Origin of the sequence: Paracoccus marcusii (assembly GCF_006151785.1) — a bacterium.
GTDB classification, from domain to species: domain Bacteria; phylum Pseudomonadota; class Alphaproteobacteria; order Rhodobacterales; family Rhodobacteraceae; genus Paracoccus; species Paracoccus marcusii.
On the sequence record NZ_VDDD01000006.1, the window covers coordinates 1 to 20,419 of the forward strand.

Genomic DNA, 20,419 nt, shown 5'->3' on the forward strand with positions numbered 1-20,419 from the left:
CCTAGAAAGGATGAATCACAAGCAGACCCCTATGAAAATCCCATGATTCCGGGTTTTGCAGAAACGCTCTAGCGGTTCGCGTCGGCGATCAGCGCGCGGTGGTCGCGGGCCTTGGCCACAACCTCCTCGAACCGGGTGATGCCCTTGGCCTCCAGCGCGGGGATGAGCGCCAGATAGGCCTGCGCGGTGGCGATGGTGTCGCCCATCGCGGTATGCCGGGCTTCGGGCGGAATGGCGATGCCAAGACGCTCGGTCAGCGCATCCAGCGTATGGACCTCTGACTGACCCCAGACCATCGCCGACAGCAGCACCGTGTCCAGCACCCGGTTGTCGAACCGCGTGCCGGTCTGCGCCTCGGCGCGCCGCAGAAAGCCCATATCGAAGGGCGCGTTATGCGCGATCAGCACGCTGTCGTCGCAGAAATGCCGGAACGCCGTCAGCGCCGCGGTCAGATCCGGGGCGTCGGCCACCATTGCGTCGGTGATGTGATGGATCGCGGTCGAGGCCGGGGGAATGGAACAGCCGGGGTTCACCAGCGTCTCGAACCGTTCCCCGGTCAGGCGGCCGCGCGCCAGGCGCAGACCGGCGATCTGGACGATCCGGTCGCGATCGGTCAGTCCCGTGGTCTCGGTGTCGAAGACCACGCAGGTCAGGTCCGCCAGCCGCGACGACGCCGCCCCCCGCGTCGCCAAGGCGAAATCATAGGTCACGCCCGATCCGTCCGCGACGCCCTGCGCCAAGGCCAGCGGCATGACCAGCCGCGCCCTTGCGCCGTCCGTTTCCGGCCAGATGCCGGTGCCGTGGCGGGCCAATATCTCCGCCCCCGTCACATCGGGCTGGCCGGGATCGGGGGCGGCGGTCAGCCAACCCTCCAGCAGGTCGATAGGCACCGGCGACCCGCGCCAATCCAGCACCAGCCGCATCTGGTCGTCGGGGTCCGGCCGGACCGACAGCACCGGGGTGTGCCCCAGGGCGCGCAGCTTGGCGTCCAGCAGCAGCAGCAGGGCGTTCAGGCTGGCCGCCTCTGCACGGAACGCCAGCGGCGGCAGATCCGCGGCCTCCAGCCCCGCGGCCAGTTCCGTCAGCGCAGCCACCGTGGCGGGCGCATCGCTGGCCATGATCTGGGACAGGCTGCGGGTGGCGTTGGCCAAGCCCTGCCCCTCTGCGCGGATCGCCTGAGCCAGCGCGGGCGGGATCGGCCCGTCCAGCGCGTCCAGCATCGGAACCAGGGTGGAGGCATGGCGGCGCAGCGCCTCAAGCGTGTCGCGAGGCGCGGGGCGTTGGACCACGCCATCGCGCAGGATCAGCAGCAGCCCATCGTCAATCGCGCGCAACCGACCCGACAAGCGGACACCGCCGACCGTCAGGCAGGTCAGGTCCGTCGCGGCGGCCCCCGCCGACAGCCGCATCTGTGCCGCCCGCAACGCGCCCGACGTCAAAAGCGTGTCCAGCGCACGGTCCAACGCCAGTCCCGGCAGCAGCCGCGCCGCGCTGGCGTTATAGAAGACCACCCGCCCCCGTGCGTCGGCCATGACCGCGCCCGCGCCGAAATCGGCCAGGATCGCCTCCAGGCTGGCCTTTTCGCGCAGGGTTTCGGCGGCGTGATCCTGCAGCGCCTGCGCCAGCGCCTGATCGGACCGTTCGCGCGCCAAGGCCGCGTCCCGGGCGGCCGGGCCCAGATCGGCAAGGTGACGGGCCTGCGCCAGGTCGGGAACTCGCCCGGTCCGCAACGCCCCGGCCAGCGATTCCAGCGGCCGGGCCAGGTGCCGGTCGAACAGGAACCACAGTGCGGTCATCAGCCCTAGCAGGCCAAGGCCCGCGATCATCGCGGCCTGGATCACCGCATCCTGCCCGCCCTGCACCACCCGCCACAGCGCCAACCCCGCCAGGACCAGCGCCGCGACCAGCGCGGCCAGGAACAGCATCAGGATGCGCCGGCGCATCAGGACAGCAGACGGGCCATCTCGGCCCGCAACTCGGCCAATTCGAAGGGCTTTGTGATAAAGCCGTCGGCGCCGAGCGCCAGTCCCTTGCGCCGCTCGACCACGGAGCCGCGCGCGGTCATCATCAGCACCCGCACCCCCGCCAGGTCGGGATCGGCGCGCACGTCCTGGACGATCTGATACCCCGATACCTCGGGCAGCATCACGTCCAGCAGGACCAGGTCCGGCCGCGTCTGGCGGATGCGATCCACGGCGCCGCGGCCCGTGGCGATGCGGTCATGGCGATGGCCGTCGCGGGTCAGCAGGAAATCAAGCGCGGTGGCGATGTTGTCCTCATCCTCGATGACCAGGATGTCAGCCATTGGTCCCTCCATCCGGGCAGACGGTGGCAAAGGCCGCATCATCGCCCGCGGGCATCCAGTCGGCACGTCCCGGACGGATCCGCGCGCCCGCGCAGTCGAAGTCCTGCGGCACGATCACGGTCTGGCCGCGGCGTTCCACCAGCATGATCGGCGCACGGCGCGTGCCGTCCGCGCCCTGCGTGATCTGCGCGGGGTCCAAGGCCGCAAACCGCGTCTCGACCGGGAACAGATAGGTCCAGGGCGCCCAGGGCTGGCTGTCATGCCCCACGACCAGTACCTGCGAACCGGCAGGCAGGCTGGCCTGCGCGCGGTCGAACCACGCATAGTCGTTCCACACCGAATAGGCGACCATCGACAGCCCGATGCCCGCCGGCAGCAGCCAGGCGGCGGGCGACAGACCCAGCTTGCGCGCCAGATGCATCCCGGCATACAGCACCGCCGCCGCCCCGACCGCCGCGGCGATCACCCCGATCAGATCGCTTCCGATCCCTGTCATCCCAGCATCCCCTTGCCATGTCCCACCGCCGACTGCATTCCGCGCACGACGACGAAGGCGTCGCGCAGGTGGCTGCGTTCGAAATCCGACAGATCCGCCGGCGAGAGGTAATTGTCGGGCCTGCGCCCCGCCCTGACCAGATGCGCCTGATTCTCAAGCCGCACGGTCTGGATCATGTCATAGGCCGCGATCAGGTCGCGCCCGCCCGTGGCCGAGATCACGCCCCGCGCCTCGCCCTCCTCCAGCCGGGCACGTGTGTTGACCGCGCCGATGCGTCCCTGCAGGGCATAGACCCGCGCCAGATCGGTCACCGGGACGACGCCGTTATGCTTCATGTCGATATGGTGGCGATGCTCTCCGGACCGGATCGTGGCAAAGCCGCCGATCAGGCCAAGCGGAGGCCGATGTTTCAGTGAATTTCCAACCATATGCGCAATGAAAATCGAATTCTTCGAGGCCGCGTCCAGGGTCCCGTCCTGCAGGTCGCCCAACAACGTGACGTCGCCGCCGATGGCGCGCAGGTCGAACATGACCGAGGCCAGCATCTGCGCCTCAGGGCTGGGATGGGTCATCCAGTCGCGGAAATAGCCCTGCCAGACGTCCAGCGGCTGACACCAGCGCGGGTTGGTCGCCATCATGTCGCCCGGGCAATGCACATAGCCGCAGGCATGCAGCCCATCGCTGACCCGCCGCGCCAAGGTGGTGAACCACGGGTCCTTCGGATCGGCGCCGGGTGCTAGGATCAGGCAGTTGTCCTGATCGCTGGTGCCGGTCTGTTCCTGGCGGCCCTGGCTGCCGCAGGCGGCCCAGCACCAGGCGGCGGGCGCAGGCCCAAGGTCGGCGGCCGTCAGGTCCAGCAGGCGGCGCGTGACCGCGTCGGCGATGTCGGTGATCATGCGAGTGATGATCTCGTGCCGCTGGCGGGCCTGAACCAGCTGCGTCAGCAGTTCGGGAATGCGGGCCGTGATGGCGGCCATCTGTGCGGTGTCGCGCGCCTTGGCGACCTGTCGGATCAGCCCCGCGGCGGAAATCGCCTGGACCCGCGTCAGGTCGGTCTGGCTGATCATGCCGACGAAACGGCCGTCATCGACCACCGGCAGATGCGCGATGCGCCGTTCCAGCATGATGTTCAGCACGTCATAGCCCAGGGCCGTGGGGGCCAAGGTCACCGGGTCGGGCGTCATCACGGCGCTGACCGGCTGACGCATGTCACGCCCTTCGGCCACGACGCGGTTCGACATGTCGCGGATGGTGACCAGCCCGATCAGGCGGCCGCCTTGGGTGATGCCCAAGCTGCTGACGCGGGCGTCGCGCATCTGGCGGGCGGCCTCGATGATCGGGGTCTCGGGGGTGCAGCTGACGGGTTTGCCCGACAGCAGCTCCCCCACCTTGAGCCGGGCCAGGTCGCCCCCGCGGTCGGAGGGCCCCCTTCCCCGGTCGAAGAACCGGGCGACTGCGCGATGGTCGGCGATCAGGCGCGTCACCTCTGCCCGGGGCAACATAAGGATCACCGCCGGCCGGTCCATGACCCGCGCCGACGTGACCGCCACGCCGTCGCGCAGCAGGCCGCGTTCGCCGAAGGAATTGCGTGGTCCCAGCTGGGATACGCTGTCGCCGTTGCGGTCGGTGACCGCGACCTGGCCGCTTTCGATCAGGTACAGGCCCGGCAGGCGGTCTCCGAACTGATAGATCAGGTCGCCGGGGGCGAATGTCCTGCGGCTGAAGGAGGTGGCGACGCGCGCCAGCTCGTCCCGCTTCAGGCTGTCATAGGGGTGCACGGTGGCGATGAAATCGACAATGCTGTCGGGCATCCGGGGTGACCTTGTGGGAAGGAGGGTGCCGCGCCCCCGGTCGGGGACGCGGCAGGATGATCAGTGCGCGACGGCACCGCCCGCGCCGCGCGGGACACGGATCGATTCGACCAGTTCCTGCACATGGGCGGGGGGACGCTTGCTGACGGCCGAGACGCCGAAGGCGACCGCAAAGTTGATCACCGCGCCCACGGTGCCGAAGGATGCCGGCGAGATGCCGAACAGCCAGGCGTCGGGCGTATCGGGGAACATGTTGGTGCCCGCGATGAAGAACCAGCCCTTGTAGGCGAAGATGTAGAGGATCGTGGACAGCATGCCCGCGATCATGCCGGCGATCGCGCCTTCCTTGCCGACACGCTTGGAGAAGATCCCCATCATCAGCACCGGGAAGATCGAGCTGGCGGCAAGGCCGAAGGCCAGTGCCACGGTCTGGGCCGCAAAGCCCGGCGGGTTCAGGCCCAGCAGGGTCGCGACCAGGATCGACAGCGCCATCGAGACGCGCGCGGCCATCAGTTCGCCCTTTTCGCTGATGTTCGGGCGCAGCGTGCCCTTGATCAGGTCGTGGGACACGGCGCCCGAGATCGCCAGCAACAGACCCGCCGCGGTCGACAGGGCGGCGGCCAGGCCGCCGGCGGCGACGATGGCGATGACCCAGCCCGGCAGGTTGGCGATTTCGGGGTTGGCCAGCACCATGATGTCGTTGTTCACGGTGGTCAGCTCGTTCCCGACCCAGTTCTGCTCGGCCGCGGGGGCGCCCGGCAGGGCGGCATGGGTCTCGGCCAGACGGGCGTCATAGGCGGCCTGGGCCGCGTCGATCGCCGCCTGGTCGCCGCTGGTGCGGGCCGCGGCCAGCGCGGTCGCCTGTGCGGCGGCACCGTCGTTGTAGTACTGGATCAGGCCGTCGCCGTTCTTGTCCTCCCAGTTCAGCAGGCCGGTGGTCTGCCAGTTGCGCATCCAGGCCAGGTCCTCGCTGGTCTCGATGTCGGCCAGCGACACGGCGGGCTGGCTGAAGGTCTCGCCCTGCGCGGCGCCCGGCCACATGGTCGCGGTCAGGTTGAAGCGCGCCATCGAACCCACCGCCGGAGCGACGGTATAGAGAAGCGCGATGAAGACCAGCGCCCAGCCTGCCGACTTGCGGGCATCGGAGACCTTGGGCACGGTGAAGAAGCGGATGATCACGTGCGGCAGACCCGCGGTGCCGATCATCAGCGCCATCGTGAACAGGACCATGTCCAGGGTCGAGTTGTGGTGCTCGGTATAGGCGCGGAAGCCCAGGTCGGTCACCAGACCGTCCAGCTGCGCCAGGAACGCCACGCCCGATCCCTCATGGGTGCCGAACAGGCCCAGGGGCGGCAGGAAGTTGCCCGTCAGCTGCAGCGAGATGAACACCGCCGGGATCGTGTAGGCGATGATCAGCACGACGTACTGCGCGACCTGCGTGTAGGTGATGCCCTTCATGCCGCCAAGAACGGCATAGCAGAACACCAGCGCCGCGCCGATCCACAGGCCGGTCGCGTTCGACACCTCGAGATAGCGCGAGAAGGTGACGCCCACGCCGGTCATCTGGCCGATGACGTAGGTGATCGAGACGATCAGCAGGCAGATCACGCCGATGATCCGCGCGGTGCGCGAATAGAAGCGGTCGCCGATGAATTCCGGCACGGTGAACTTGCCGAACTTGCGCAGATAGGGCGCCAGCAGCAGGGCCAGCAGCACGTAGCCGCCCGTCCAGCCCATCAGGTAGGTCGAGTTGTCATAGCCCGTGAAGGCGATCAGGCCCGCCATCGAGATGAAGGATGCGGCCGACATCCAGTCGGCGGCCGTCGCCATGCCGTTCATGACCGGTCCGACGCCACGGTTGGCGGCATAGAATTCGGCCGTGGATTTCGCCCGGCAATAGATGGCGATGCCGATATACAGCGCGAACGAGGCGCAGATGACCAGCAGGTTCAGGGTGAATTGGCTCATGGCTGGGTCCTCACTCGTCCACGCCGTGTTCGGCGTCAAGGCGGTTCATGCGCCAGGTGTAGAAGAAGATCAGCGCGATGAAGCACAGGATCGACCCCTGTTGCGCGAACCAGAATCCCAGATCCGTTCCGCCCACCGAAATGCCCGACAGCAGCGGCCGCAGGATGATGCCGAAGCCGTAGGACACCAGCGCCCAGATCGCGAGGCAGATGTAGATGATGCGTAGATTGGCCTGCCAATAGGCATTCGAGGATTGTCTGTCACTCATGTCCCTAGGTCCCTCCCTGTTCAGACATGTCTGTCACTCCGCCCTAGTGTTCTTCCAAGCCCGTCCCCGGCGATGGGCGCGGGCAGGTTTGCGGGGACGCCAAGGCCCCCGGCCGGTCGTCAGCCGCGGTTCATGCGGTTGGCGATCAGATCGTCCACGACCTCGGGTTCGGCCAGGGTCGAGGTGTCGCCCAGGGTGCCGTGGTCGTTTTCCGCGATCTTGCGCAGAATGCGGCGCATGATCTTGCCCGACCGCGTCTTGGGCAGGCCCGGCGCCCACTGGATCAGGTCCGGCTTGGCAATCGGGCCGATCTCGGTGCGGACCCATTTCTCCAGGTCGGCGCGCAGCTCCTCCGAGGGGTCCACGCCGTTCATAAGCGTGACATAGGCATAGATGCCCTGCCCCTTCATCGGGTGCGGATAGCCCACGACCGCGGCCTCGGCGACCTTCTCATGGGCGACCAGTGCGGATTCGACCTCGGCCGTGCCCATGCGGTGGCCGCTGACGTTGATGACGTCATCGACGCGGCCGGTGATCCAGTAATAGCCGTCCTCGTCCCGCCGGCATCCGTCGCCGGTGAAATAATAGCCGGGATACTGCTGGAAATACGCCTCCTCGAAGCGGGCGTGATCGCCCCACAGGGTCCGCATCTGGCCGGGCCAGCTGTCGCCGATGCACAGCACGCCCTCGGCCGGGTTGCCCTGCTGCACCTCGGCCGAGGCCGCATCCAGGATAACCGGGACCACGCCGAAGAACGGCACCGTGGCCGATCCGGGCTTCGTCTCGATCGCACCGGGCAGCGGCGTGATCAGGTGGCCGCCGGTCTCGGTCTGCCACCAGGTGTCGACGATGGGGCAGCGGCCCTTGCCGACATGTTCGTTGTACCAGTTCCAGGCCTCGGGGTTGATCGGCTCTCCGACGGTACCCAGGATGCGCAGCGACGACAGATCATGTGCCTCGACCGGCTCGGGCCCCTTGGCCATCAGCGCGCGGATGGCGGTCGGTGCGGTATAGAACTGGGTGACCTTGTGCTTGGCGCAGACCTGCCAGAAGCGTCCGGCGTCGGGCCAGGTCGGGACACCCTCGAACATCACGGTCGTGGCGCCGTTGGCCAGCGGGCCATAGACGATATAGCTGTGGCCGGTGACCCAGCCCACATCCGCCGTGCACCAGAAGACGTCGCCGTCCTTGTAGTCGAACGTGTACTGATGCGTCATCGCGGCATAGACCAGATAGCCGCCGGTCGTATGCACGACGCCCTTCGGCTTGCCGGTCGATCCCGACGTATACAGGATGAACAGCGGATCCTCGGCGCCCATGGGGCGGGGCGGACAGTCGGGGGCGACCTGCTCCATCTGCGCCTTGACGTCGATGTCGCGTCCCTCGACCCAGGTGGTCTGGTCGCCGGTATGCTTGACCACAAGGCAGCGCACCTTGTCCGAACAATGCAGCAGCGCCGCGTCGGCGTTCGATTTCAGGTTCGTGCGCCGGCCGCCACGCGGCGCGGTGTCGGCGGTGACCAGAACCTTGGCGCCGCTGTCGTTGATCCGGTTGGCCAGCGCATCGGGCGAAAAGCCCGCGAAGACGATCGAATGGATCGCCCCGATGCGCGCACAGGCCAGCATCGCATAGGCGGCCTCGGGGATCATCGGCAGATAGATCACCACGCGGTCGCCGCGCATCACGCCCTGGCTCAGCAGGACGTTCGCGAACCGGTTCACCTTTTCGGACAGCTGAGCATAGGTGATGTGCTGGGCGGGCGTCTGCGGATCGTCGGGTTCGAAGATGATCGCGGTCTGGTTGGCACGGGTCGGCAGGTGGCGATCGATGCAGTTGACCGAGGCGTTCAGGACCCCGTCCTCGAACCACTTGATGCTGACCTGCCCCAGGGTGAAGTCGGTGTTCTTGACCTTGGTATAGGGCGTCATCCAGTCCAGCCGCTGCCCCTCGCGGGACCAGAAGCCCTGCGGGTCGCGGATCGATTCGTCATACAGCCGCGCATAGTCCTCGGGGCCGGCATGAGCGTCCTCCAGGCCGGCCGGAATGGCGTGTTTGCGAATGTTTTCAGCGGTCATGACTTTCCCCCTCGTCGTCGCCATGCTGCAGCCCGGCCGCGACGACCCCTGTCAGGGTGTGGGCGCAACGCTGCGTCGCCACCATGTTAATCACAGATGAGGGAACAAGTTAACTTGTTTTTTATAAACGGAAATTTTGTAAATGAATTGACTTGAGGATCACCGATCCTGTCAATGCTTCACAAACGGGCAGGGTCGTCCGCAACCGTGACGCTGCCATGCAGTCCCGCCCGCAGCACCGGCCGCGCATGAACCGCCACGACCCGGGTTCCGCGGCGCGCCAGCCGGTCGGACAGGTCGCGGATCATCTGGGCGCCACTTCGGTCGATCAGCATGACCTGTGACATGTCCAGAAGCAGCAGGCGGGGATGCGCGTCGATCCGGGCCAGCGCCCCCTCGATCCGCGCGACGGAGCCGAAGAAGACCGGCCCGGACAGATGGATCACCATCCGGTCCGCCGGGCCATCGGGGTCGGTTGCGGGAGCATGGGCGGTCCCCTCGCGCGACATCCGCGCGATGAACAGCATCCCGGTCAGCGCCATGCCGATCAGGATGCCGGTCGTCAGATCATGCAGGATCACGCCCAGGAAGGTCGCGACCATCACCCCCGCCTCGGCCCGGTCGATGCGGGTCAGGCTGATCATCGCGTGCCATTCGATCATTTTCCAAGCGACGACCATCAGAAGCCCCGCCAGGCCGGCCAGGGGAATGGCCCCGACCAGCGGCGCGGCGACGATCAGGAAGCCCAGCAGCAGCGCGGCGTGGATCATCCCCGATGCCGGGCCGCGGCTGCCGGCCTTCACGTTGGTCGCCGTCCGCGCGATGGTGCCGGTGACGCAAAAGCCGCCGAACAGACCCGCCCCGATATTGGCAAGCCCCTGCCCGATCAGCTCGTCATCGGGACGCATGCGGGTCCCGGCCATCTGGTCGGCGACCATCGCCGACAGGAGCGACTCGATCGCCCCCAGCAAGGTGAAGCCCACCGCGAAGGGCAGCGCCGCCTGAACGGACGCCCAGTCCAGCGCGGGCAGCATCGGCATCGGCAGACCGGCCGGCAGCGCGCCGAAGCGATCAAAGACCGATGGCGCGTCCAGCACCTGTGCGGCAAGGGTGGCGGCGACGATCCCCAGCAGCAGCGCCGGCAGTCGGGGCGCCAGGCGCTGTGCGAACACGATCACCGCGACCGCGGTCAGCGCGACGCCGATGACCTGCGGATCAGCCGTGGCACGGGCCTGCCACAGGGCGGACAGCTTGGGCAGCAGCGCGGCAGGTTCGGGCACGGACAGCGTCAGGCCCAACAGGTCGCGCAGCTGGCTTGCGGCGATGATCACCGCAATCCCGGCAGTGAACCCCAGGATCACCGGATAGGGCACCAGTCGCATCGTGCCGCCAAGACGCAGCAGGCCCAGCACCGCCAGCATGGCACCGGACAGCATCGTGGCCACGATCAGGCCGTCGATGCCGATCGCCGCGACGCAGCCCGCGACCAGCACGATGAACGCGCCCGCCGGGCCGCCGATCTGGTGGCGTGACCCGCCCATGGCGCTGACCAGAAACCCGCCAACGATGGCCGTGACCAGCCCGCGGTCGGGACCGACGCCACTGGCGATGGCGATCGCCAGAGACAGCGGCAGCGCCACGATGGCGACCGTAAGTCCTGCCTGCAGGTCCTTGAGATCGAATGAAAGATCCAGAAAGGCGGGGCGATAGCCCATGGATCCTCCAAACATGGCCTTGGGCCGAGGTTGCCCCCGGCCCAAGGCGCCTGTCAACAGCATGATCGTGCTATTGCGGGCGATCCATCCGCGCATAGATGCAGACCCGGCCGCGCAGGGGCTGTGACCAGGTCAGCCGGATCTGGCGCTTTGACGTGCCCGAATCCGGCACGACCGTCGGCGTCGCATCGACACGGGCGCCGCTGGTCGACTGCAGCGCGACCTCGGTCACGACGGACTGGACGGACCGCGCCCAGCCCTGGAATGGCAGGCCGGTCAGGACCGGCGTGGTCCAGGTCGCCGTGGCGGTGTTCTGGGTCAGCTGGATCATCAGCGGGTTCGACACATAGGTGTTGATGCCGTTGAAGGTGTTGGCCTCGAACTGCAGGTTACGCATGCTGTTGTAGTTCAGGTCGGCGATCGAGGTGTCGACCCGGTCGATCCGCTCCACGTTGCCGTAAAGCGCCTTGAAGACGTTCCCCACGACGTTCAGCCCCTGGATGAAATGCCCCGAGCCATAGGGCTTGACGGTGATCCAGGTGAACCACGCAACGGTGTTCGAACACAGGAAGGTGTTGCCCGTCAGGGTCAGGCCGCCAAAGCTGAACTCGGACCCAGTGAAGTTCGGGATGGCGCTGTGTTCGTTGGTCCATTCGATCGAGGCGTTGTCGATATAGTTGCCCGACACCGTCGTCTGCACGTTGGGCTGGGTCAGCACCAGGCCCGCATAGCGCAGCCCCTGCCCCGACCCGTCGCCCTGGAACCAGTGGTTGCCGCTGATGATGTGGCCGCCGCCGTTCGCCACCATGAAATGCGCGAACCGCACGAAGCGGTTGTTGCGGATCTTGATGTCGTTGGCGTTCACGTTGATCGCGACCGTGGTGCGCTGTTGCGCCGGCAGGTCGAGGTCGTTCGAGATGAACTGGCAGTTGTCGACCAGCAGGTCCTGGCAGCCGCGCCCGATCGAGGTGATCGCCCGGTCCATCGGACGGGTGAAGTAGCAATCGGCGAACTGGATCATCTCTCCCTGCTGGGGCAGCATCACGCCACTGGAGATGCGGTCGCAGCCGAAATCGACCTTGGAGAAGTTCAGGCGGCTCAGTTCGCGCACGCCCGAAAAGTCGAACAGATAGCGATAGCGTTCAAAACTGTACTGCCGCGTCCCCGCGCCGCCATAAAGCGGCTGCGACAGGGTCAGCGTGCCCTGGGCGACGTTCTTGGCGTTCACATAGACCTCGCGGCCGACGCCGCTGCCGATGATGCGGCTGCCGACCTCGATGGCCGCGACATTGGCGACGTTGCTCAGCAGATAGGGCTGGGCCGGGTTGTACGTGCCGGGGCTGGTCGCGCGGCCGGTCTGCCATGCGGGGCCGGGCTTTGCCTGGATCGAGCCGTTCTGGATCACCCGGCGGTTCGCGAACCCCTCCAGCGTGGGCGCCAGTTCGGCCAGCATCAGCGGTTCGCCCAGGTCCACGCGGCGCCCGCCAAGGTCCAGAGAGATGTGGTCGGTATAGCCCAGCAGCGCCTGCAGCGCCTTTTTCATGCCAAGCGTCTCGTCGCCGAAGGCGTCCGCATAGGTCGGAAAATCAAAGCTGCGCAGCAGCGACACGCGTGTCGAGGGCGGGGTGATGAGGCGGCCCTTGAAACGGATGCGGCTGTTGATCGACAGGTCGCCCGAAATGAAGAACGTCCCTGCGGGCACCACGATCGATCCGCCCGCCGCCGCCTGGTCCGCCGCCAGGAACGCAGCCCGGTCGTTCGTGACGCCATCGCCGACCGCGCCGAAATCGCGCACGTCCACCCAGTCCAGCAACGACGGCACGAACGCCGCGGTGATATCGTCGATACGGATCGATTCAACCCGGAACGCCCCGCCATTGGCGCCCACCAGGTCCAGACCGAAATGCCCATAGACCGCGCGCGTGCCCCACGGCAGATCGACGCCCGGCCGGTTGCCGACGCCGACGATGGCGCTGACCTCGACCACCTCGCCGTAGTTGCGCAGCGCGACAGTCGTCCCCGCGGTGACCAGGCCCGCGACCGCGTTGCGCGACCCGTCGCCCGCCCAGCCCGCGATGCGCACGCTGGCCAGCGGGCCGGCGACGATCTTGACCCGCGCCGACACGCGCAGATAGACGCCGGGGATCATCGGCGTCTCTCCCATGAAGCGCAGGCTGGTCGTGGTCTGCTGCTTGACGACCTCGAAGCAGGGACCGAAATCCTGGTCGGCGGGAACGATGCCGGCATTGCCCGCATCGGCCCAGGTAGGACTGCCCGATGTGCCGTCGCTGCGCGACCAGACGCCCAAGCCCGCCCTGAAGGCGGGTGGGGTCAGCAAAAGCCCGTTGGTGATCGCTATGTTCATCGGCTATCCCTTCCGTATCGGCATGGCGGGCGGGTCCGGGAAGACCCGCCGTGATGCGGACAGAAATAGTTGATGAAAGGTTAACGGGGCCTGAACGCAGCGTGCGCTGCAACGGCCCCGTCCGCAACGTCAGCCGTGGTTCAGGACCAGCTTGCCGTCAAGCGCGTCCCGGATCAGGTCACGGGTCTCATCCACGCCGTAAAGCGCGATGAAGCCGCCGAACCGGGGCCCCTGGTCCGCGCCCAGCAGCACCTGGTACAGGGCCGCGAACCAGTCGCGCAGCGGCTCGAACCCGTGCTCCTTGCCGACGGCGAAGACCATCGACTGCAGCGTCTCGGGGTCGGCGGGCTGGTCCCATGCGGCCAGGCGATCGGCCAGGTCCTGCATCGCGGCACGCTCGACTTCGGTGGGTTCGCGGAACTGGCGCGAGGGGGCCACGAAATCGGTGAAATAGCGCAGTGCGAAGCCCGCAGCCTGATCCAGACCGGGATGCGTCTCGGGGCTGGCCTCGGGGGCATAGCGGCGGATGAACCCCCACAGTCCCTCCTTGTCCGCGGCGCCCGCGACGGATGCCAGGTTCAGCAGCATCTGGAACGGGATCGCCATGTCGGACGCGGGCACGTTGCCGCCGTGGATGTGCCAGACAGGGTTCGCCAGCTGCTGTTCGGGGGTCTGGTCGGGAAAGGCGCGCAGCTGCTGGTGGTATTCGTCCACCGCCTTTGGGATCACGTCCAGATGCATCCGCTTGGCCGTCTTGGGCTTGAGATACATGAAATAGGACAGGCTTTCCGTGGACGCATAGGTCAGCCAGTCGTCGATCGACAGGCCGTTGCCCTTGGATTTGCTGATCTTCTGGCCGTCCTGATCCAGGAACAGCTCATAGGTGAAATGCTCGGGCTTTTTGCCGCCCAGGATCTCGCAGATGCGGTCATAGATCGGCGTGTTGGTGCTGTGATCCTTGCCATACATCTCGAAGTCGACGTCCAGCGCGGCCCAACGTGCACCGAAATCGGGCTTCCACTGCAGCTTCACATTGCCGCCGGTGACCGGCAGGGTGATCTCCTCGCCGTCCTCGTCAAACGTGATGGTCCCGGCCTTGGCGTCGACATGCTTGATCGGCACATACAGCACGCGGCCCGTCTTGGGGCTGATCGGCAGGAAGCAGGAATAGGTCTGCTGACGCTCTTCGCGCAGGGATGCCAGCATCACCGCCATGATGTCGTCATAGCGTTCGGCGGCGCGCAGCAGCACCGCATCGAACTGGCCGGACTTGTAGAACTCGGTCGCGCTGACGAATTCGTAGTCGAACCCGAACGTGTCCAGAAAGCGGCGCAGCATGGCGTTGTTGTGACCGCCAAAGCTGTCATATTCGCCGAACGGATCGGGGACCGAGGTCAGGGGAAGCTGCAGGTGCTCCTTCAGCATCTCCTGGTCGGGGACGTTCTCGGGGACCTTGCGCATGCCGTCCAGATCGTCCGAGAAACAGATCAGCCGCGTCGGGATGTCGCTGATCTCCTGAAAGGCGCGGCGGATCATCGTCGTGCGCGCGACCTCTCCGAAGGTGCCGATATGGGGCAGGCCCGAGGGGCCATAGCCCGTCTCGAACAGGACATAGCCCTTTTCGGGGGGCTGCTTCTCGTACCGTTTCAGCACCCGGCGCGCTTCTTCGAACGGCCAGGCCTTCGATTGCATCGCGGCGTCGCGCAGGGTGGTCATGGTCGGATCTCCTGTTGAGGTCCGGAACGCTTATTGAAAGCGCCGCAGATCGTCAATAATTTGCACCCGAACGAAGCGGAGTGTGCCATGACCATCGACCTGCCTTCCCTGTCCCCCTGCGATGCGCTTGTCGCGGTGATGGTGGCGGTGTCCTGCTCGGACAGCACCATCCGCACATCCGAACTGGTGGCGATCCAGCGGATGGTCGACCATGCGCCGGTCTTTGCGGCCTATGACGACGACCGCATCCGGCCGATCAGCCAGACCGTGATGACGCTGTTCGACGAAGAGGATGGCGTGGACGCGCTGTTCGGCCTGATCCGCGACGCGCTGCCCGAGAAGCTCTATGAGACGGCCTATGCGCTTGCCTGCGATGTGGGCGCGGCCGACGGACGCCTGTACGAGGGCGAGGTCATGATGCTGGCCGAGATCCGCGACCAGTTGAACATCAGCCGCCTGCACGCCGCGGCGATCGAGCTGTCGGCCCGCGTGCGCCACATGACCGTCTAGGCCAGACGACCCGCGAAACTGTTCAGCAGATCGGCCTGCAGCGCCTTGGCCTGCCGTGTCCAGGTGCTGACCCCTGCGGGCAGTTCCTCTCCGATGGTGGCCCGGCGACGCACGGCATCGGCGCAAAAGATGGTGAACACGCCTTCGGTTCCCGACGTCCCGGTGACATATCCGGCCAGGTTCGACACAAAGTTCAGCGTCCCGGTCTTGGCCGCGACCGGCGCGTTGACTAGGTGGTCGTCATCGGCCAGCGGATTGCGCCGCATCAGGCGCGACAACAGCAGATCGCGCCCCGGCCCCGCCAGCACGCGCGTCATCGCATAGGGGCTGATCCGGCTGGCATCCGACAGGCCCGAATGATCGGCAAGACGCATCCCCTGCCCCAGCCCGTCCAGCCAGCCGCGCATCGCCTGTCCCGACTGCACCAGATCGGGCGCACCGCTGGCATGCAGTCCAAGCGCCTCGGCCGTCAGGTTCGTGGAATATTCCAGCATGTCGCGGACCAGCGCCTCGACCGGGGGGCTGTCATGATGCGCGATGTCCTGGCCCGCTGGCAGGCGGTCGATGACGTCTGGCGCGGGCAGGACCAGACCGCGGGCGCGGCACAGCGTCTGGAACACGTCCGCCGCATAAAGTTCGGGCAGGCGTACCGGCAGCCACCGGCTGCCCGTTCGACGCATCGCAGCGCGCGACACCGTCCAATATTCGCGTTCCAGATCATGGTGATAGGAGAACAGGTCGGACTGGTCGCCCGGCATCGCGGTGACGGTATAGGCGCGGGGGGAATTGTCGGCCGCCCGCGCCTCGACGCTGATCTGATGATCGACGCCCACGCGGGTCCAGCCCAGATGGACGCGGTTGAAGTTCAGCATCAGCCCCGAGATGGCGGGGTTGTAAGGCAGATGATCGTCCTGTTCGGGGGCGATTTCGGCGATGCCGGGCAAGGCGCCGCCCCAGACCGCAAAGCGCGCGGGGCTTGGGGTCTTCAGCCCGACAAGATCGTCGGCCAGACGCGCCAGGTCATCGGTGGTCAGCACAGGGTCGCCGCCGCCCGCCAGGATCAGCGTGTCCCCTGCCCTGATCACCCGCGTGCGGAACCGATGGGCCGGGCCAAGCCGGTCCAGCGCATAAAGCGCGGTGATCGCCTTCATCGTGCTCGCCGGCGCCAGCAGCGCCCCCGCCTGGCGCAGGGCCAGCGGTTCGGTCCCGTCGGTCAGCGCAAAGGCCACCCGCCCGGGCAGACCAGACCGCACGACAAGATCGCCGGGTTCCGGAACAGGTCGCGGCCGGGGGCGCAGGTCCAGCCCTTGCGCGGATAAGGTACCGGGGGCCAGGGTCGCGGCCGCAATCATGGTCAGCATTCGGCGTCGGTTCAGCGTCATCGCAGCCCTTTCCGCAGTTCGGTGGAGGACAGGCCCGACATCGGCAGGTTCAAAAGCACCCAGGCCGGCGGCCGTGCCTGTGCCAGCAAAGCGGCCCGCGCTTCCGGCAGGCGCGCGCGGCGCAGGATGGTGGACGCAACGGCATGACGCGCCGCCAGCCGCGATCCGGGCCGGGCCATCACGGCAATGGGCACCTGGTCGGCGATTACGCGCCAGCGGTCCCAATGGTGAAACTGCACCATGTTGTCGGACCCCATCAGCCAGACGAACCGCACCCCTGGATAAAGCCGCGCAAGCGCGTGCAGGGTATCCGCCGTCTTGCGCAAGCCAAGCTTGGCCTCGATGTCGGTGACAAGGATTCGGGGATCGCGGGCGTTGGCACGGGCGGCGGCCATGCGCGTCGCCAACGGCGCGGGGCCGTGCGCCTTGAGCGGGTTTCCGGGAGAGACCAGCCACCAGACCCGGTCAAGACCCAGCCTGCGCAGGGCGACCTGGCTGATCAGCAGGTGCCCCTGATGGGCCGGATCGAAGGACCCGCCCAGAATGCCGATGCGCTGGCCTGGCCGCGCGAGGGGAAAGCCCGTTCGCATCCGGCCCGATTAGCGCAAGGCGGCGCCCGCGCCAAGCACGCGGACCGCAAAAAGGGGGTGCCGGACCCACGGCCCGGCACCCCTTGGCGTCATTTCACGGTGATGCGGCCATCGACATAGGGGGCATAGCCCTCCTGACGCGCGCCCAGATAATCCGCCACCACTTCGGCCAGGTCGGGTCCGAAATCATAGGCGTTCTGGCCGCCCGTCGCGAAGACCTCGTACCCGTCGCCGCCCCCGCGCATGTAGTTGTTGGTGGCGACGCCATAGGTCGCCGCAGGATCGATGGGCACCCATTCGCCATCCTGTTGCACCATCACCTCGCTGATGCGCGCGCCCGATTCAGCAGCAGGATCGACGGTATATTTCAGTCCTGCCACCTGCGCGAAACGGCCTGCGGCCTCCTCGTACTGGCTGGCGCCGTTCTCCAGTGCGGCGACGATATCGGCACCGGTCAGCTGAAAGGTCGACAGGACGTTCTGGAACGGCAGGACGGTATAGACCTCGCCCATCGTCACCTCGCCTTCGTCGATAGACGCGCGCAGTCCGCCACCGTTCTGGATGGCGATGGTGACGCCCTGATCCGCTACGCGGTCCAGCATGGCGTCGGCCACAAGATTGCCCATCTCGCATTCCCGCGCACGACAGACGTCCCGGTCGCCGTTGATCGGCGCCGAGGTGCTGGCCACCACCTCCTCGCGCAGCGCGGCGATGGGTTCGGCCATCTCGGCCACGCGCGCAGCGATCGCCTCGTCCTCGGGAACCGAGGCGTCCAGCAGAATGGGCTCGCCCTCGACCGACGTCAGAACGCCCGCATCATCGAAGGTCAGCGTCAGATGGCCCAGATACTTGCCATAGGCATAGACCTGCGCCACCGGCACCTTCGCGCCGTCAGCCCCGTCCACCATGGTGGGATAGGCCGCCGTCGCGCCCTCCATGTCACCCAGCAGGGTGTGAGAGTGGCCACCGATAACCGCATCGATCCCCGGCACCTCGGCTGCCAGTTCCAGATCGCGCAGATAGCCGACATGGGTCAGGGCGATGACCTTGTCGACGCCCTGATCGGCCAGTTCCGCCGCTGCCGCAGCAAGGCTGTCGGCGTCATCCTGAAAGATGACATTAGGCCCGGGCGACGCCGTTTCAGGCGTGTCCATGGCCAGGGCCGAGACGATGCCGATCTTGTGGTCGCCGACCTCCAGGATGGTGTGCTTGGCGACCTTGTCGGCCAGCACGTTCGACTGGGAAACGTCGATGTTGCTGGACAGGACCGGAAAGTCGACGCCGTCGGTCAGTACCGCCAGACCCTCGGGTCCGTCGTCGAACTCATGGTTTCCGACCGCCATCGCGTCATATCCGATGGCGTTCATGAACTCGACCACCTCCGTGCCCTTGTAGGTCGTGTAGAACAACGATCCCTGGTACTGATCGCCTGCATCCAGCACGATAACGTTCCCGCCCTCGGCCGTGATCCGGTCGCGCAGTTCCTTGATCTTGGTGGCGATGCGGGCCATCCCGCCAAAGCATTCGCCCGCGGCGGTCTGTTCCGCATCGCATGTGCTGTCGCGGTCGCTGATCGGCTCGATCCGGCTGTGGACGTCATTCGTGTGAAGAATGTGCAGAACGGTTTCGGCCTGCGCGGTTCCTGCGAACAGCGCGATGGCGGATGCGGCGGCAAGAAGGCGTCGTGTCATCCCTGATTCCCTATGTGGCCCTGTTGGTTGGCCCCGGCAGCTTGGCGCAGCCGACGGGGGGGGTCAAACCTTCAGGTCCCTGGGCGGCATGGAGGCCGATGACGTCTTGACCCGCAGCCCCGGGCGGAGGCAAATGCCGCCATGCAGATCTTCAAGGTATTTCGCGCGGCCGAATGGGCCCAGATGCAGCAGGACGGCCGCACCCTCGGGGCGCCCGTCGATCTGGCCGACGGCTATATCCACTTTTCAACGGCCCAGCAGCTGTCGGTGACATTGTCCAAGCATTTTGCGAATGAGGACGGGCTGATCCTGCTGTCATGCGATCCGGACGCCCTGGCGCCCGATCTGCGGTGGGAGCCGTCGCGCGGCGGGGCGCTGTTCCCGCATCTGTACCGGGCATTGACGCTGGCGGATGTGCAATGGTCGCGACCCATTGGCCTGACCGACGCGGGTCACGACACCGGGATCGTGCCATGAGCGTGGTCGAAAAGCTGGGACTTGCCGCGCTGCACCGCATTGACCCCGAACGGGCGCACGACCTGTCGATCGCGGCGCTGGCACGCGGTGTGGTGCCGCTGCACGGTCGAGCCGTGACATCCGACAGGTTGCAGGTGTCTCTGGCGGGAATGACGTTGCCCAACCCGATTGGCCTTGCTGCGGGATACGACAAGAACGCGCGCGTCATCGCCCCCCTGATGCGGTCCGGCTTCGGCTTTCTGGAGGTCGGGGCCGCCACACCGCGATCGCAACCGGGCAATCCCAAACCGCGCCTGTTCCGACTGACGGAACAACAAGCCATCATCAACCGGTTCGGCTTCAACAACGAAGGTGCGGACGTGATCGGCCGGCGCCTGGCGGCGCGTCCCGCGGGCGTGCCGGTCGGATTGAACCTAGGCGCCAACAAGGACAGCACGGACCGGGCCGAGGACTTTGCCCAGGTCCTGCGCGTCGCGGGACAATCAGCGGATTTCGTGACCGTCAACGTCTCGTCGCCGAACACGGAACGCCTGCGCGACTTGCAGGGGGCAGAGGCACTGTCTGCCTTGCTGGACCGGGTTCTGACAACGCGGGACGGCCTGGCGAAGCGCGTGCCGGTTTTCGTCAAGATCGCCCCGGATCTGACCGACACTGAAATCGCGCAGGTCGCGTCGGTCGCCATGAATGCGAAGCTGGACGGCATCATCGCCACGAACACGACGCTGTCGCGTGACGGCATCACCGGACCGCATGCCGGACAGGCAGGTGGGCTTTCAGGTCGCCCCTTGTTCGCCCGGTCCACCCGCGTCCTTTCCCTGCTGTATCGGGAAACGAAAGGCGCTTTGCCGCTTGTCGGCGTCGGCGGTATTACCAGCGTGGACGATGTGTGGGAGAAGCTGCGAGCCGGCGCCACGGCGGTGCAGATCTATTCGGCCATGATCTATCAGGGACTGTCGATTGCGCCCCGCCTGGCAGAGGCGCTGGACGACCGGCTGACCCGCCAGCGCATCACCCTCGACGAGTTGAGAGGCAGCGCCAGCGCCGACTGAC

The 20,419-nt window shown here is 66.9% G+C and carries 16 protein-coding genes; 3 read left to right on the top strand and 13 right to left on the bottom strand.

The annotated features are described in order from the left end of the window. Window positions 1-68: 68 nt before the first annotated feature. The 10 genes from FHD68_RS01975 to FHD68_RS02020 all read right to left on the bottom strand — a co-directional run bounded on the left by FHD68_RS01975 (window position 69) and on the right by FHD68_RS02020 (window position 14,719). On the bottom strand, window positions 69-1,943 hold the full coding sequence (locus FHD68_RS01975; protein WP_127898359.1) for a 3'-5' exonuclease: 1,875 nt from the start codon (window positions 1,941-1,943) through the stop codon (window positions 69-71). After that, complete coding sequence (locus FHD68_RS01980) at window positions 1,943-2,305, bottom strand: response regulator transcription factor (protein ID WP_127898358.1); 363 nt, start codon at window positions 2,303-2,305, stop codon at window positions 1,943-1,945. The genes FHD68_RS01975 and FHD68_RS01980 overlap by 1 nt, the downstream gene beginning before the upstream one ends. Continuing rightward, entirely contained in the window at window positions 2,298-2,801 is a 504-nt protein-coding gene (locus FHD68_RS01985; RefSeq protein WP_127898357.1) for a hypothetical protein, read from the bottom strand. Before FHD68_RS01985 ends, FHD68_RS01980 begins: the two co-directional genes overlap by 8 nt. Continuing rightward, complete coding sequence (locus FHD68_RS01990) at window positions 2,798-4,612, bottom strand: DUF294 nucleotidyltransferase-like domain-containing protein (protein ID WP_139085079.1); 1,815 nt, start codon at window positions 4,610-4,612, stop codon at window positions 2,798-2,800. Before FHD68_RS01990 ends, FHD68_RS01985 begins: the two co-directional genes overlap by 4 nt. 60 nt (window positions 4,613-4,672) lie before the next feature. Then, a complete protein-coding gene (locus FHD68_RS01995; RefSeq protein ID WP_127898355.1) occupies window positions 4,673-6,580 on the bottom strand; it encodes a sodium:solute symporter family protein in 1,908 nt (635 codons plus the stop codon). A gap of 10 nt (window positions 6,581-6,590) precedes the next feature. Next, window positions 6,591-6,848 carry a DUF4212 domain-containing protein gene (locus FHD68_RS02000; protein WP_042244402.1) on the bottom strand — a complete coding sequence of 86 codons (258 nt, stop codon included), beginning with the start codon at window positions 6,846-6,848 and terminating at the stop codon, window positions 6,591-6,593. A 119-nt stretch (window positions 6,849-6,967) separates the two neighbouring features. Further along, window positions 6,968-8,923, bottom strand: coding sequence for an acetate--CoA ligase (gene acs, locus FHD68_RS02005; RefSeq protein ID WP_127898354.1), 1,956 nt, complete (start codon window positions 8,921-8,923; stop codon window positions 6,968-6,970). A 179-nt stretch (window positions 8,924-9,102) separates the two neighbouring features. After that, window positions 9,103-10,638, bottom strand: a complete 1,536-nt coding sequence (locus tag FHD68_RS02010; protein ID WP_244297734.1) for a SulP family inorganic anion transporter — start codon at window positions 10,636-10,638, stop codon at window positions 9,103-9,105. 70 nt (window positions 10,639-10,708) lie between these two features. Next, window positions 10,709-13,003 (bottom strand): glycosyl hydrolase family 28-related protein, encoded by a 2,295-nt coding sequence (locus FHD68_RS02015; protein ID WP_127898353.1) that lies wholly within the window; start codon window positions 13,001-13,003, stop codon window positions 10,709-10,711. A 129-nt stretch (window positions 13,004-13,132) separates the two neighbouring features. Next, complete coding sequence (locus FHD68_RS02020) at window positions 13,133-14,719, bottom strand: lysine--tRNA ligase (protein ID WP_127898352.1); 1,587 nt, start codon at window positions 14,717-14,719, stop codon at window positions 13,133-13,135. 87 nt (window positions 14,720-14,806) lie between these two features. On the opposite strand from FHD68_RS02020, the gene FHD68_RS02025 reads away from it, so the two are divergent. Continuing rightward, on the top strand, window positions 14,807-15,229 hold the full coding sequence (locus FHD68_RS02025) for a tellurite resistance TerB family protein (RefSeq protein ID WP_045999336.1): 423 nt from the start codon (window positions 14,807-14,809) through the stop codon (window positions 15,227-15,229). Here the strand turns inward: FHD68_RS02025 and FHD68_RS02030 are convergent. From FHD68_RS02030 to FHD68_RS02040, 3 genes are all read right to left on the bottom strand, one after another. Continuing rightward, entirely contained in the window at window positions 15,226-16,590 is a 1,365-nt protein-coding gene (locus tag FHD68_RS02030) for a D-alanyl-D-alanine carboxypeptidase (RefSeq protein ID WP_167550350.1), read from the bottom strand. The genes FHD68_RS02025 and FHD68_RS02030 overlap by 4 nt on opposite strands. A gap of 17 nt (window positions 16,591-16,607) precedes the next feature. Next, a complete protein-coding gene (locus tag FHD68_RS02035; RefSeq protein ID WP_127898350.1) occupies window positions 16,608-17,201 on the bottom strand; it encodes a nicotinate-nucleotide adenylyltransferase in 594 nt (197 codons plus the stop codon). 89 nt (window positions 17,202-17,290) lie between these two features. After that, window positions 17,291-18,892 carry a bifunctional metallophosphatase/5'-nucleotidase gene (locus tag FHD68_RS02040; RefSeq protein ID WP_127898349.1) on the bottom strand — a complete coding sequence of 534 codons (1,602 nt, stop codon included), beginning with the start codon at window positions 18,890-18,892 and terminating at the stop codon, window positions 17,291-17,293. Window positions 18,893-19,033: 141 nt separating this feature from the next. Here FHD68_RS02040 and FHD68_RS02045 point away from each other — a divergent pair, with 141 nt between their 5' ends. Both FHD68_RS02045 and FHD68_RS02050 read left to right on the top strand, forming a co-directional pair. Continuing rightward, window positions 19,034-19,369: a DUF952 domain-containing protein gene (locus FHD68_RS02045; protein WP_127898348.1), complete on the top strand. Its 336-nt coding sequence runs from the start codon at window positions 19,034-19,036 to the stop codon at window positions 19,367-19,369. Continuing rightward, complete coding sequence (locus FHD68_RS02050) at window positions 19,366-20,418, top strand: quinone-dependent dihydroorotate dehydrogenase (protein ID WP_127898347.1); 1,053 nt, start codon at window positions 19,366-19,368, stop codon at window positions 20,416-20,418. The genes FHD68_RS02045 and FHD68_RS02050 overlap by 4 nt, the downstream gene beginning before the upstream one ends. Window position 20,419 lies beyond the last annotated feature (1 nt).